Genomic DNA, 12,971 nt, shown 5'->3' on the forward strand with positions numbered 1-12,971 from the left:
CCACCGCTGTGCGTCAGTCCGCGTCCGCCGTGCGGCCGAGGGTCGTCGTGCTCCCGTTCCGGCGCCGCTGCACGGCCTCTGAGGCGGCCGCGAACCGGGCGGGCCGGGCGAGACCGTCGGCGATCAGGCGCTCGGCGCGGTCGAGCGCGTGCCGTGCCTCGTCGAGATCGCCGTCGTCCGACTCCGCTTCGGCTTGGGCGATGGAGAGGAGGTTGAACATGATGCCGCGCTGGTAGCCGATCCGCTCGGCGGCGGCGAGACTGGATCGCGCCGCCCCGATGGCCTCGGCGAAGCGACCGACCGTCAGATAGGCGCGTGCCAGGAACTGCTCGGCCGAACTGCGGGTGAACAGCGCGATGTTCTCAGGCAGGTCGGCCTCGTGGACGGCCAGCTGCTCCAGAAGCCCCCGGTGCGCCTCGATCGCCTCTTCGGGCCCGTAGTGCTTCTGGAACGCTGCGGCGATCAGCGACGTCGCCTGCAACACGCCCTCGCGGTCGCCCGCCGCTTCGAAGAGCGCGACGGCGTCCTCGGCCTGCTCGATCGCGTCTCCGGAGCGTCCGAGCAGGTCGCGGGCCCACGCCAGATAGAACCGCGCCCACCCGCGCTGATCGTCGTCGCCGGAACGATCGGCCGCTTCGACGGCGCGGATCGCATCGCGCTCGGCCAGAGCGGGATCGGACAGCTCGACGATGTCGGCCCACGCCAGATACCCGAACTGGGCGGCCTCCTGGAGCGCATCGCCGAGCGCGGATGCCGAGGCCGCGGACACGCTGAAGAACTCGTGCCAGTGGCCCCACGCCAGCCACAGATCGGAGAACCAGTGCAGCGAGTCCGCCACGCGGAGGACGTCGGGGTGCATCCCGAGCGCGGCCGACTCGCGGTAGGCGGCGAACCAGCTGTCGGCCTCGAGCTCGAGCCAGGCGCGCGCCGCGTCGCGATCGAGGAAACCGAGGCCCTTCGCGTCGGACAGCGTGCGTTCGGTCTGCTCATGCTCGAACCACGCGCCCGCACGTGCCGCGGTCGTCATCAGCCAGCCCCGGAGATTGTCCCGCCGTTCGCGGATGGTCTCGCTGTCCAGTTCGCTCCGCATCCGGTCCGCAGCGTGGAGGCGGGCGAGTGAGTGCAGTCGGTAGCGCGTGCTGCCGCGGGCTTCCACGAGGCCCAGATCGGTGAGCTCGTCGAGGAGGTCCTCCGTGTCGAGCAGATCCGTCGGAATGACGGCCGCGGCAAGACGCGCGTCGAACGTCATCCCCTCGATCAGCGGAAGCGAGCGGTAGAGGTCGCGCAGCTCCGGGGCGAGGTGATCGTACGAGGAGGCGAAGGCTGCGCCGACCGCGAGGTCGCCCGCCCGCAAGGCTCGGAGTCGGTGCTCCTCGGAGCGCATCCTTTCGATGAAGTCAGCAGTGGTCCACGACGGCTGGCTCGCGATCCGGTTGCCGGCGATGCGCAGGGCGAGGGGGACGTCGCCGCAGAGCCGCGCGAGCTCGGCGAGCTCGGCCGGGGTGCGCTGCGCCGCCGGGATGATCTGCGCGAGCAGGTCGATGCTCTCGCCCGGAGCCAGGGGTTCGAGCGTGACCCGTGCGGCGTCCGCCAGACCGGACAGGCTCCGACGCGACGTCGCGATGACCGCCGTCCCCGGCGCGCTCGCCCCAAGCACGGGGCGCAGCTGCTCCTCGTTGGCGGCATTGTCCAGCAACACGACCGTCGGCTCGGCCGCCGAGACGGTGCGCCACGCGGCGGCGGCGGCGTCGAGGCTGCGAGCCGTGGCACCCTGCCCGCTCTGCTGCAGGAGGGACTGCAGCGTCTGCAGCGGAGTGAGCGGCAGCGCCTCCAGGCCGGCGAGATCGACGAAGAGCTCCCTCGCGCCGGCGGAGATGCGGTGGAGGACCTCCACTGCCGTCGTGGTCTTGCCGATGCCGGGGGAGCCGCAGATCACGACGAGCAGCGGCACACCGCTGGACGCGCTCTCCGACAGGCGTTCGGCGATGGCGGCCAGTTCGAGCTCGCGCCCGGTGAAGTCCCCGACCGGCACTGGAGCGATCGCGGTCGCCCGGTCCGGCGGCAGCGGGCGGCGTGCGGCCGGGCGCGCAGCTCGGTACAGCGCGGTCGCCTCCGCGTCGCCGAGCCGGAGTGCCGTCGCCAGCGCATGAAGCGTGCGCTGTTGCGGGCTGCGGCTGACTCCGCGTTCGATGTCGCTGATCGTCCGGTCGCTGACACCCGAGGACTGGGCGAGGGACTCGATGGTCATGGACCTGCCCACGCGGTGCGTGCGGAGCAGCTCGGCCGCCGAAGGCCCTGCGCTCGATGTTCGGCTCACCGTGGCTCCTTCGTGCCTTCTGCGTGCGTTCCTCGTGGCGACACGCCGACGGGTCTCGCTGGACTGTCTCCGTGGGACCCGGTCGGGTCCTGTCCGTCCTCGACAAGGGAGAGACCATGTCCGAACCAACGATCGTGCTCGTACACGGTGCGTTCGCCGACGCCGCGAGCTGGGCGCCGGTGACCAGAGCGCTGCTGGACGGCGGTCACACCGTCCGGTCCCGCCGGTGTACAACCGCAGCCTGTCGGCCGATGCTGCGTCCATCCGAGCGTTCGTCGAGCAAATCGATGGTCCCGTCCTGCTGGCCGGCCATTCGTATGGCGGCGCCGTGATCACCGTCGCGGGTGTCGCCGCGAATGTGGTCGGGCTAGTCTATGTCGCCGGCTACGCGCTGGACGAGGGGGAGAGCCTCGGCCAGTTGCAGGGCGGCTTCCCGGATTCCGACCTCGCGGCCAACCTCGTCTACACGCCGTTCCCGGTGGAGGGCGGGGAGCCCGGCACCGACGTCTCGGTGAAGATCGACGCGTTCCCCGCCGTGTTCGCGGCCGGCGTCGCGCCCGCCGTGGCCGAGGTCCTCGCGGTGTCGCAGCGTCCGCTCGCGGCCCTCGCCTTCAGCGAGCCGGCGTCGGCGGCCGCGTGGAAGACCAAGCCGGCCTGGGGGATCGTGTCCGGCGCCGACCACACCATCAACCCCGACGTCGAGCGGTTCGGCTACCAGCGCGCCGGTGTGCGCTCCGTCGTCGAGCTGGACGCACCGCACCTGGTGATGCAGACCCACCCGGCCGACGTCGCGAAGTTCATCACCGACGCGATCGCCGAGCTCGGCTGAGAGACAGGAGAGACCACCATGGCAGGAAACCCCAAGAAGATCCCCCTGGAGCCGCAGGCGCAGGCCTTCGTCGACGCGACCTCCGAGCCGCCCTTCCTCTACGAGCTGACGCCCGAGGACGGCCGCGCGGCCGTCGACGGCGTGCAGGACTCGTCGATCTGGAAGCCGGAGATCGACGAGGAATGGCTGGAGATCCCCGGCGGTCCCACCGGCAGCGTGAAGATCCGGATCGTCAAACCGGCCGGAAGCACCGGAACGCTCCCCGTCATCCTGTACACGCACGGGGCCGGCTGGGTGTTCGGCGACGCCCACACGCACGACAGGCTGGTGCGCGACCTCGCGGTCGGCGTGAACGCGGCGGTCGTCTTCCCGGAGTACGACCGTTCACCCGAGGTGCACTACCCGGTGGCCAACGAGCAGTCGTACGCCGCGGCGCAGTGGGTGACGAAGCACGGCGCCGAGAAGGGCCTCGACGCCTCGCGGCTAGCCGTGGCGGGCGACTCCGTCGGCGGCAACATGGCGATCGCCCTCACCCTCATGGCGAAGGAGCGCGGGGACGTGCGCTTCGCTCAGCAGGTGTTGTTCTACCCGGTGACCGACGCCTCCTTCGACGACGGCTCCTACGAGGAGTTCGCCGAAGGCTACTTCCTCAGTCGCGCCGGCATGAAGTGGTTCTGGGACCAGTACACGACCAGCGAGAAGGACCGGGCGCAGATCACCGCGTCCCCACTGCGGGCGTCGGTCGAGCAGCTCGCCGGGCTCCCGCCCGCGCTCGTCATCACGGGCGAGGCCGACGTGCTCCGCGACGAGGGCGAGGCGTTCGCCCGCAAGCTGCGCCGAGCCGGCGTCCCGGTGACCTCGGTGCGGTTCGGCGGGATCATCCACGACTTCGTGATGGTCAACTCGATGCACGACACGAACGCCGCGAAAGCGGCGATCCGACTGGCGGTCGCGGCGCTGTCCGACGCGCTCGGCGCTTAGGCCCGTGGCCGGGGAAAGAGGCGCCCCGGCCACGGCACCATCCCTTCGGAAGAGGAGAGACATGACGACATCCAGCAACACCGACACTTTCGACCCGGCGACCTTCGCTCTCGTCGAGGCCCGGACATTCGAGGAGTTGACGGTCGGCGAGGTGTTCCGAGCCCCGAGCCGTACCCTGACCGACGCGCACGCGTCGGCGTTCCAGGCCGTGTCCGCCGACAACCACCCCGTGCACTACGACGTGGAGTGGGCGCGGGCGCACGGGCATTCCGCGCCCGTTGTCCACGGGCTGCAGGTGCTGGCGTTCACAGCCCCGGGCGCCACGCTGTTCCCGCACGTCATCGGCGAGGTGTTCGTCGCGTTCACGGGGTTGAGCTGCGAGTTCCTCGGCGAGGTGCATTCCGGCGACACCCTCTACCCGCAACTGGAGATCACCGCGCTGACGCCCTCCGGAGCCACCGGCACGGTGACCGCGCGGGCGACGGTGCACAACCAACAGGGTGAACTGGTCCTCGCCGGCGAGCACCGCTATCTGTTACAGCGGACGCCGGGGTTCGAGGCCGACATCAAGCCGCTGTTCCGGGAGTTCGATCGGTCGAGCATGCAGAAGGCGTTTGATCTGTGGGACCGGGACGACGTCGTCGCGCATCAGGACGCCATCCTGGAGCGGCTCACCTCCGGAGCAATGCCGTGCGACGGCGCCTGGCCGAAACCGGATGTCGCTCTGTTCCAGCGCTGGATCGACGCCGGTTCGCGGTCTTGAGAGGGACGGGATGATCACGGACTCGGGTGTACAAATGTCACATGTCAAAGCGGATCTCATTTGACTACATTTTGGCTACAACTGTGCAAGATCAAATGAGGTTCTACGAGATCACAAGAGGTCATACTTCGTTGACACTCCGCGGAAGTTCACCTCGATGGCGGGCCTTAGGGCCCCGAACTAGAGTTCAAATCCCACGACGGAGATCCGGACCTTCAATTGGTTCCGCACGTCCCCCGCGGCCTGCCGATCTCGCGGCACATAAGACCGTCGAGGGCGTCGGAGATCGGCAGCAACTGGCCCGAGTGCGTCAACAAAACCACCCGATCTGAACCGCCGCCGGCGGCGCTGTCCTTGACGGTTGTGTGTCTTTCCGCCGCCCGATCGTAGCTCGTTCCCGGTGCTTCCGTGCCGGGCTTTCGCGGCATATCCTCACTCGCTGCGCTCCCTCCGGTATTCCACGGTCCCCGCACTCCGCCCCTCCCACTCGCCACTGATCTCCCCGCCGGAAAGGCAAACAAACGATCAACCAGGGAGTGATCAGGATGCGGGTATTCGTCATCGATACGAGAAACATGGGTCCGGAACTGCAGGGCGGACTGATCGGCGTGGTCGGCTCGAGCAGCCCATCAGCGGGGGAGAAGAAGGAGTGCGTGGACACGGTGAGCCGGTATGCCGTCGATGGGTGGGCGATCGCGGCGGACCCGCGCACAGCGATCGGTCGGCTGGCGGCGCTGACAGCCGAGACGGCATGTGTTCCGTTCGTGGCCTTCAACCGTGTGGCGCAGCGGGGCGGTCCCGTCGTCGGGCCGTCGACGGTTGGGGCATCCACTCACGGACTGTCCTGAACGCGCGAACGTGAAGCGGACGAGAACGGCGGCTGTTGGACAGCCGCCGTTTGTCGTTGACGGGGGAATTCAGGCGAGAGGTGCGGTCGAGTCCCGCACGACGAGCTTGGGCGGCACCAACTCGCGGCCGAGCCCGACGTTCCCGCCCCCGATGAGCGTGAGAAGTGCGTCGAGCGCCCGGCGGCCCAGCTCCTCGTATGGTTGCCGGACCGTCGTCAGGGGCGGGTCGACGATGAGGGCGGCCCGTTCGTCGTCGAAGCCGACGAGCGAGACGTCCGTCGGCACGCTTCGCCCCGCCGCCCGAAGGGAACGGAGGACCGGAGCGGCGATCTCGTCGGCCTCGCAGAAGATCGCGTCGATCTCTGGGGAGGAGGCGAGAAAGTGCTCGAACTCCGGGTAGGTCCGCTGCGATTCGTCGACCGTGTCAGCGCACGCGATCACGAGCTGTTCCCGGTAGGGGATACCGGCATCCGCGAGCGCATCACGATAGCCGAGCAGGCGCTCTTTGACGTAGAACGCGCTGTAGTCGCTGCCGACGTAGGCGATGTTGCGCCGACCGAGGCCGAGGAGATGCTCCACGCCCTGTCTGGCACCGAGCCTGCTGTCGGTCACGATTGTAGGAAGCACCAGGTCCTCGGCGACGTCGTCGATGGTCATCACCGGCAGCCGAAGGCGGTGTGCCGCATCGGCGACCCCGGCGTCGTCGGCCGATCCGAAGATCAGGAGTCCTTCGGTCGGAACCTCCACCAGGCTCGCCACGATGGCGGCGGCGGTCGACGGCCCCGCGTACGGGAGGGTGCGCGGGCCTTCCTCCGCGGGGCGCTCCGCCGTGGCGAACGGCTGGACCAGCACGCGGTAGCCGAGTTCGTGGGCCGCTGCGGTCGCGCCGCGCACCGCGGGGTCCCACCAGCCCCAGATCCCCTCCGGGAGCAGGATGCTCACCGCGCGGTAGTCCGAGGTGCGCAGCGCCCGCGCCGTGACGGAGGGGCGGTAGCCGAGCCGGTCGGCCACGGCGCGGATCCGCAAGCGGGTGTCTGCGCTCACGTCCGGATGATCCTGGGGGGCGAGCGCTCGTGAAACGGTCGCGATGCCGACGCCGGCCTCCTTCGATACGTCGGCCAGAGTGACTCTGCGAGCCATCCGTTAACCCCCTTCGGTCGTGCGGCGCGAGAAGTGCTGCTTGACATCTCGGCCCTTGCGGAATAGCTTACCGGTAACGCCACCGGAAACGTTACCGGTATCGAATCCGGATCGCCAGTCCCTCCGGCTCGAGCAACTGCGATCCGGCGGCCCTCCATACGTCAACGAAGATCAAGGAGATTCGACGTGAATCGACCACATAGCATCAGCGGGCGGCGCCGTCGTTCCCGCCGGGCGCTCGCCATCGTGGCCGCGGGAGCGGCCGCCGTCGCCGTCGGCCTGACCGGCTGCTCGCTGTCGCCGAGCACCGCGAGCGGCGGCAACACCCTGACCGTAGCGACCTGGAAGGGTTACGGGGCCGACCTGCCCTGGGCCGCTGCCGAGTTCAAGAAGGAGACCGGCGCGACCGTCAAGTACGAGTTCATCGACTCCGAGTCGAGCGAGCTACAGCTGCTGAAGAAGGCGAACGGTGCGATCGACGTCGCGCTGCCGAACATCCAGTACATCGGCCAGGGGATCGATCAGGGGCTCTTCCACTCCCTCGACTCCAGCAAGCTGACGAACTACAAGGACCTCTACCCGGAGTTCTCCGGCCGCACGGAGATCCGCAAGGACGGTGACCTATATGGCGTCCCGTGGACCTGGGGAAGCTCAGGAGTCTTCTACGACAGCGCCAAGGTCAGCCCGGCGACCGACTCGCTCGGCGTGCTGTGGGACCCGAAGTACAAGGGTCAGATCGCACTGTTCGACGATCCGACCGTGCTCGTCCCGCTGACGGCCCTGTATCTCGGTGAGGACCCGCAGAATCCCGACATGGCGAAGGTCACGCCGGCGCTGCAGAAGCTGAAGGACAACGCAAAGCTGCTGTACTCGTCGAGCGATGACCTGGCGAAGGCAGTCGCGAGCGGTTCGGTGGTGGCCGGCACCGGCGACTCCGGGAGCCTCGGGAGCCTGATCGCGAGCAAGGCCGCGGGCACGGAGAACTTCAGGTATGAGATCCCGAAGGAGGGCGCGGTCGGGTGGATCGACAACTGGGCGATCGCTGCTAAGACGCAGCACCTCGATCTCGCCTACACGTGGCTGAACTTCATGACGAGCCCGAGTTTCCTGGCGAAGTGGGCGAACACTCCCGCTGACGCGTCGCCCGCGCCCGCGAATAAGAGCGTCGTGGACTCGTTGCCCGCCTCGACCATGAATCGTCTGCAGGCGAACCCCGACAAGATCTCCCGTCTGGCCCTGCAGCTGCCCGAGCCCGCTGACCGGCTGCAGTCATGGGTCGACGCGTGGACCCAGGTCAAGGCCGGTTCCTGATGACCACCACCCCGCTGTCTCTGGCCCGCCGTCCCCGGCGGCAGGCCAGGGGGGCCCTGGGCACGGGGCTACTGCTGACTCCAGGCGGGATCCTGCTGATCCTGTTCGCCCTGCTTCCGTTGGTGGCGCTGCTGGTGATTGGGTTCACGAACGACGCCGGTGGCGTCACCGTCGAGAACTTCGCGCAGATGCTCGGGAGCCCCGTCTACGTCTCGCTGCTCGGCCGGACGCTGCTGATTGCGTTCTGCGTGACCGTGGTCAGCATCGCGCTGGCCTGGCCCGCGGCGTGGGCCTTGGCCCGGTACACCAGGCCCAAGGCCAAGCCGATGATCCTGGGCTTCGTCATCATCCCGTACATCACGTCCCAACTGCTGTTGATCTACGGTTTCGTGAGCCTGATCCAGGCCGGCGGACCGATCATGTCGCTGCTCACGGCGATCGGGCTGACCGACGCGCAGGCATCGATCATGTACACGCCGGCCGCTAGCATCCTGATGCTCGTCATCGAGAGCATCCCGACCGCGATCCTGGTGATGTACTCGGCGTCCGAGCAGATCGACGGGTCGGTGCTGGAGGCCTCCCGGACTCTGAGTGCGTCCAAGGGGTTCGTATTCACGCGGGTGGTCTGGCCGCTGTCCACCGCGATGATCGCCGTGAACTTCGCGCTGACGTTCGTGCAGACGGTGGGTGCGTTCGCCGAGCCGACCATCCTCGGTGGCCCGAACGGCCAGATGCTCGGCAACACGATCGCGTCGCAGCTCTCATCGGGAGTCCACCAGCAGTTCGCGGTGGCGATGTCGCTGGTGCTGCTCGTGGCGTCGCTGGCGATCGTCGGCGCCGTGACCGGGCTGCTGACCTGGTCACGGAATTCGCTCTCGGGTGTGTCCAGAGCACATCGGCCCAGGAGCGAGAGCGTGACTGCCCAGACTCGCATCGCTGAGGATGCGCTGACCACGGAAGGGGTGCTCCGATGAAGACCGCCGTCCTCCCTCGCCTGATGAAAATCTGGCTGTACGTACTCTTGGTGATCCTGGCGTTGCCGCTGCTCGCGATGACGACCTTGAGCCTGAATCAGTCCCGGTATGGGACCTTCCCGTTCCACTTCACCTTTGATTGGTATGCGAACCTCGCCCATGATCAGGCGTTGGTGGATGCGCTGTTGACCAGCCTGAACCTGGCCGCGCAGGCGACGATCTTCGCAGTGATCGTGGGCACCCTGTTGGCGTTGGGCATGGCGAGGGCGAAGGCGTTCGTCACCCTTCCGATCAACGGGTTACTGCTAGCACTGTTGACGGTGCCGGCGCTGATCCTCGCCGCCGGCTTCGTCGTGGTGTTCGGTTGGCTGGGCCTCGGGTCGAGCACGCTCGGGCTGATCCTCGCCTCGATCGTGACCTCGTTGCCGTTCGTCGTGCTGATCGTCTCCGGCCGGCTGCGCGACCTGAACCCGAACTACGCGGAGGCGGCGCACTCGCTGGGCGCCGGTCCGCTGCGGACGTTCCTGACCATCACCATCCCGCTGATCGGGCCGTCTATCATCGCGGGAGGCCTGCTGGCGTTCGTGATCACGTTCAACAACTTCGCGATCCAGCTCTTTCTCGCCCCGATCGGGGTCTCGACCCTGCCGGTGCAGATCTACTCGATGGTTCGCCTCGGCGTGACACCGGACGTGGACGCGCTGGCGACGATCATCATCCTCTCCACGGTACTGCTGGTGGTCATCCTCAACTGGCTGTCCGGCAACGCCGCCAAGCTCTTCACGACCTCTACGAACAAAGGAAACTGATGGCCGAGCTCACTGTGACGGGTGTGTCGAAGACGTTCAACGGCACCCGCGTCCTCGAACCGCTGGACCTCACCGTCGGCGATGGCGCCTTCTGCTGCATGCTGGGCTCCTCCGGGTCCGGCAAGTCCACTCTGCTGCGCATCGTCGCCGGCCTGGAGGACCCCGACGGCGGCTCCATCCGGGTCGGGTCGCGCGACGTAACCCGGCTCTCGGTGGAGAAGCGCAACATCGGGTTCGTCTTCCAGAACTACGCGCTGTTCCCGCACCTGTCGGTGCTGGCCAACGTGATGTACGGGCTCCGCGCCCGCCGCACCCCGCGTTCGGCCGCGAAGAAGAAGGCGGAGGAGATGCTCGGCCTGGTCGGCCTCGGCGACTTCGGCGGACGATCCCCGGCGCAGCTCTCCGGCGGTCAGCAGCAGCGCGTCGCCCTGGCGCGTGCGCTGGTGACCTCCCCGGACCTGCTGCTGCTGGACGAGCCGCTGTCCGCGCTGGACAAGAAGATCCGCGGCGAGATGCAGCGCGAGCTCAAGCGCATCCACCGGGAGACCGGCCTCACCACGATCATGGTCACCCACGACCAGGAGGAGGCGATGGACCTCGGCGACCAGGTGATGATGCTCGACCACGGCGTGGTCCAGCAGAACGACACCCCCGAGTCGCTCTACCGGACGCCGGGCAACCGGTTCGTGGCCCAGTTCCTCGGCGGCCAGCCCCTCGGCACCGGCATCGTCCACGGCTCCGGCCGGGCCGCGCGGGTGGCGATCGGCGGACTGTCGCTGACGACGGCGCAGGACGACCTCCGCGAAGGCGACCGCGTCGACGTGCTGGTCATGGCCGAGCGCGTGCGCATCCTCGCCGACGACGCGGCCACGGCGGGGTCGGCCTCCGGCGTGCTGCGCGCGGTCGACTTCTTCGGGCCGTTCGCGCGGGCCGAGATCGTCGCGGGCGACCTCCGCATCCCGGTCACCATGCTCTCCCAAGAAGCCGACACCCTCGCCGCCGGACAACAGGTCCGCTTCGCGATCTCTCCCCACGGCCTCCACGCCTTCACCGGCGTACACGCCGCCTGAGCCCACCCGACCCCTGTTCTCCCCACGAAAGCGAACTCGATGACCACCCCTGACTACCTCGACCCGTCCCTGACTCCGGCCCGGCGGACCGCTGACCTCATCCCGCGGATGACGCTGGAGGAGAAGGCCGGGCTCCTCTTCCACCCGCAGACCGAGCTGCCCTCGTCGGTCGGGTTCGGCGAGGCGCGGGCCGATGAGATCGCGCGTGGCGACGTGTCGGACAAGCTCATCTCCCACTTCAACGTCCTCAACGGCACGAGCGCGGTCGAGGTCGCCACATGGACGAACCGCTTGCAGGAGTGGGCGGCCGATACGCGTCTCGGTATCCCGATCACCTTCTCGTCCGACCCGCGCAACGGGTACCGCAGCACGCCGTTCACCGGGCAGACCATCGACGAGCTCTCAAAGTGGCCCGAGCCGACCGGCCTCGGCGCCATCGGAGATCCCGAGCGGGCGCGCGAGTTCGGCGACGCGATCCGCAAGGAGTTCCTCGCGATGGGGATCCGGGTGTACCTGGGCCCGATGGCGGATCTCTACACCGAGCCCCGCTGGACCCGCGGGTTCGGCACCTTCGGCGAGGACGTACGGATCGTATCCGGGCTCACGCGGGCGTTCATCGCCGGTCTGCGCGGCGGTTCCTCTCTCGGCGCCGACAGTGTGGCGGCCGTACTCAAGCACTTCCCGGGGGCAGGGCCGCAGAAGGACGGGAACGATGCGGTCGATTCGCGCTTCCCCGACCAGGTGTACCCGGGTGGGAGGCAGGAGTTGCACCTCCAGCCGTTCGTCGACGCCATCGCCGACGGGGTAACCCAGGTCATGACCTACTACGGCCGCCCCGTTGGCACTGAGTGGGAGGAGGTCGGCTTCGCGTTCAACGCTCCTGTCGTGCGCGACCTGCTCCGCGGCCGCCTCGGCTACGGCGGCATCGTCATGAGCGACTGGAACGTCGTCGGAACGGCGACCATCGAGGGCAAGACCTTCGGCCCCAACGCGTACGGGGTCGAGGATCGCACGATCGCCGAGCGGCTGAGCATCGCCCTGACGAACGGGATCGACCAGTTCGGCGGCGACACCCTGACGGCGGAGCTCGCCCAGGCCGTCAGGGACGGCCTCGTGCACGAGGGCCGGATCGACAAGTCCGTCGAACGGCTGCTTCTCGAGAAGTTCCGTCTCGGGCTTTTCGAGCGCCGGTATGTCGACCTCGACAATGCGCGCGTCGTCGGTTCCGATCCCGAGCTGGCTGCGCGCGGTACCCGGGCGCAGGCCGACGCGATGGTCTTCCTCAGCGGAGAGCAGCCGGGTGCGCTGCCGGTTCGGCCGCTCACCCGGGTGTACGCGGAAGGCGTCGACCTGGCCGCGACCGACCACGACTTCGTCGCCGTCGACGCGCCGGACGAGGCGGAGATCGCGCTGGTCCAGCTGGACTCGCCATGGGAATCCGACCCGGCAAGCCCGCTCGGAGACTACTTCCGCACCGGCAGTCTCGAGTTCGCGGACGAGACCGTCGCACACCTCCGCGAGTTGGCCTCCCGGATGCCCGTGCTTCTATTCGTCTACCTCGAACGGCCGGCCGTCCTGACAGCGGTCGCGCCGCACGCCGCGGCCATCGTCGGCCACTTCGGCGCGAGCGACCAGGTGATCGTCGACGCAATCGCGGGCGGCAACCGCTTTGGAGCCCGACTCCCGTTCGACCTGCCGCGAAGCATGGCGGCTGTGGAGACCTCACGCGAAGACGTGCCATTCGACACGGCGGACCCGCTGTTCCGAGCAGGCGACGGAGGCATCCGCACCCGCAATGTCCCGACGACCAATGGGATTCGCGTAAGCGTGTAACCGGAGACGTCACGGATCTCGCACCCGTCTTCCGTCTCGGGTGAATGAACCTCCGACAAACATGGATGGACCCAGGTGATCGAGCTGGACCATCCG

At 68.4% G+C, this 12,971-nt stretch carries 10 protein-coding genes and 1 pseudogene; 9 read left to right on the plus strand and 2 right to left on the minus strand.

Annotated elements, in window-relative coordinates; translation table 11 throughout:
* Positions 1-13 precede the first annotated feature (13 nt).
* Entirely contained in the window at positions 14-2,317 is a 2,304-nt protein-coding gene (locus ABH923_RS14155) for a helix-turn-helix domain-containing protein (protein WP_370056017.1), read from the minus strand.
* A gap of 116 nt (positions 2,318-2,433) precedes the next feature.
* Here ABH923_RS14155 and ABH923_RS14160 point away from each other — a divergent pair.
* From ABH923_RS14160 to ABH923_RS14175, 4 genes and pseudogenes are all read left to right on the plus strand, one after another.
* Positions 2,434-3,146: pseudogene (locus ABH923_RS14160) on the plus strand (alpha/beta fold hydrolase).
* Between the two features lie 18 nt (positions 3,147-3,164).
* A complete protein-coding gene (locus tag ABH923_RS14165; protein ID WP_370056018.1) occupies positions 3,165-4,127 on the plus strand; it encodes an alpha/beta hydrolase in 963 nt (320 codons plus the stop codon).
* A 61-nt stretch (positions 4,128-4,188) separates the two neighbouring features.
* Complete coding sequence (locus tag ABH923_RS14170) at positions 4,189-4,890, plus strand: MaoC family dehydratase (RefSeq protein ID WP_370056019.1); 702 nt, start codon at positions 4,189-4,191, stop codon at positions 4,888-4,890.
* 545 nt (positions 4,891-5,435) lie between these two features.
* The gene (locus tag ABH923_RS14175; RefSeq protein WP_370056020.1) at positions 5,436-5,738 is read left to right on the plus strand and encodes a hypothetical protein; all 303 of its coding nucleotides are present in this window, start codon (positions 5,436-5,438) and stop codon (positions 5,736-5,738) included.
* A 69-nt stretch (positions 5,739-5,807) separates the two neighbouring features.
* On the opposite strand, the gene ABH923_RS14180 is transcribed toward ABH923_RS14175, so the two are convergent.
* Positions 5,808-6,878 (minus strand): LacI family DNA-binding transcriptional regulator, encoded by a 1,071-nt coding sequence (locus tag ABH923_RS14180; RefSeq protein WP_370056021.1) that lies wholly within the window; start codon positions 6,876-6,878, stop codon positions 5,808-5,810.
* 186 nt (positions 6,879-7,064) lie between these two features.
* Here ABH923_RS14180 and ABH923_RS14185 point away from each other — a divergent pair, with 186 nt between their 5' ends.
* Genes ABH923_RS14185 through ABH923_RS14205 form a run of 5 tightly spaced genes read left to right on the plus strand, consistent with a single transcriptional unit; the run spans position 7,065 to position 12,875 of the window.
* Positions 7,065-8,189: a PotD/PotF family extracellular solute-binding protein gene (locus ABH923_RS14185; RefSeq protein WP_370056022.1), complete on the plus strand. Its 1,125-nt coding sequence runs from the start codon at positions 7,065-7,067 to the stop codon at positions 8,187-8,189.
* Positions 8,189-9,163 (plus strand): ABC transporter permease, encoded by a 975-nt coding sequence (locus tag ABH923_RS14190; protein WP_370056023.1) that lies wholly within the window; start codon positions 8,189-8,191, stop codon positions 9,161-9,163. Before ABH923_RS14185 ends, ABH923_RS14190 begins: the two co-directional genes overlap by 1 nt.
* The gene (locus ABH923_RS14195) at positions 9,160-9,972 is read left to right on the plus strand and encodes an ABC transporter permease (RefSeq protein WP_370056024.1); all 813 of its coding nucleotides are present in this window, start codon (positions 9,160-9,162) and stop codon (positions 9,970-9,972) included. Before ABH923_RS14190 ends, ABH923_RS14195 begins: the two co-directional genes overlap by 4 nt.
* Positions 9,972-11,042: an ABC transporter ATP-binding protein gene (locus ABH923_RS14200; protein WP_370056025.1), complete on the plus strand. Its 1,071-nt coding sequence runs from the start codon at positions 9,972-9,974 to the stop codon at positions 11,040-11,042. Before ABH923_RS14195 ends, ABH923_RS14200 begins: the two co-directional genes overlap by 1 nt.
* 39 nt (positions 11,043-11,081) lie before the next feature.
* A complete protein-coding gene (locus ABH923_RS14205) occupies positions 11,082-12,875 on the plus strand; it encodes a glycoside hydrolase family 3 protein (protein ID WP_370056026.1) in 1,794 nt (597 codons plus the stop codon).
* Positions 12,876-12,971: the final 96 nt, after the last annotated feature.

Source organism: Leifsonia sp. EB41, assembly GCF_041262565.1.
In the GTDB taxonomy this organism is placed as follows: Bacteria; Actinomycetota; Actinomycetes; order Actinomycetales; family Microbacteriaceae; genus Leifsonia.

Excerpts from the sequence above, each read along its gene's own strand:
- ABH923_RS14200 (WP_370056025.1), top strand. The coding sequence starts at position 9,972 with ATGGCCGAGCTCACTGTGACGGGTGTGTCGAAGACGTTCAACGGCACC.
- ABH923_RS14175 (WP_370056020.1), top strand. The coding sequence starts at position 5,436 with ATGCGGGTATTCGTCATCGATACGAGAAACATGGGTCCGGAACTGCAG.
- ABH923_RS14165 (WP_370056018.1), top strand. The coding sequence starts at position 3,165 with ATGGCAGGAAACCCCAAGAAGATCCCCCTGGAGCCGCAGGCGCAGGCC.
- ABH923_RS14190 (WP_370056023.1), top strand. The coding sequence starts at position 8,189 with ATGACCACCACCCCGCTGTCTCTGGCCCGCCGTCCCCGGCGGCAGGCC.
- ABH923_RS14205 (WP_370056026.1), top strand. The coding sequence starts at position 11,082 with ATGACCACCCCTGACTACCTCGACCCGTCCCTGACTCCGGCCCGGCGG.
- ABH923_RS14170 (WP_370056019.1), top strand. The coding sequence starts at position 4,189 with ATGACGACATCCAGCAACACCGACACTTTCGACCCGGCGACCTTCGCT.
- ABH923_RS14195 (WP_370056024.1), top strand. The coding sequence starts at position 9,160 with ATGAAGACCGCCGTCCTCCCTCGCCTGATGAAAATCTGGCTGTACGTA.
- ABH923_RS14180 (WP_370056021.1), bottom strand. The coding sequence starts at position 6,878 with ATGGCTCGCAGAGTCACTCTGGCCGACGTATCGAAGGAGGCCGGCGTC.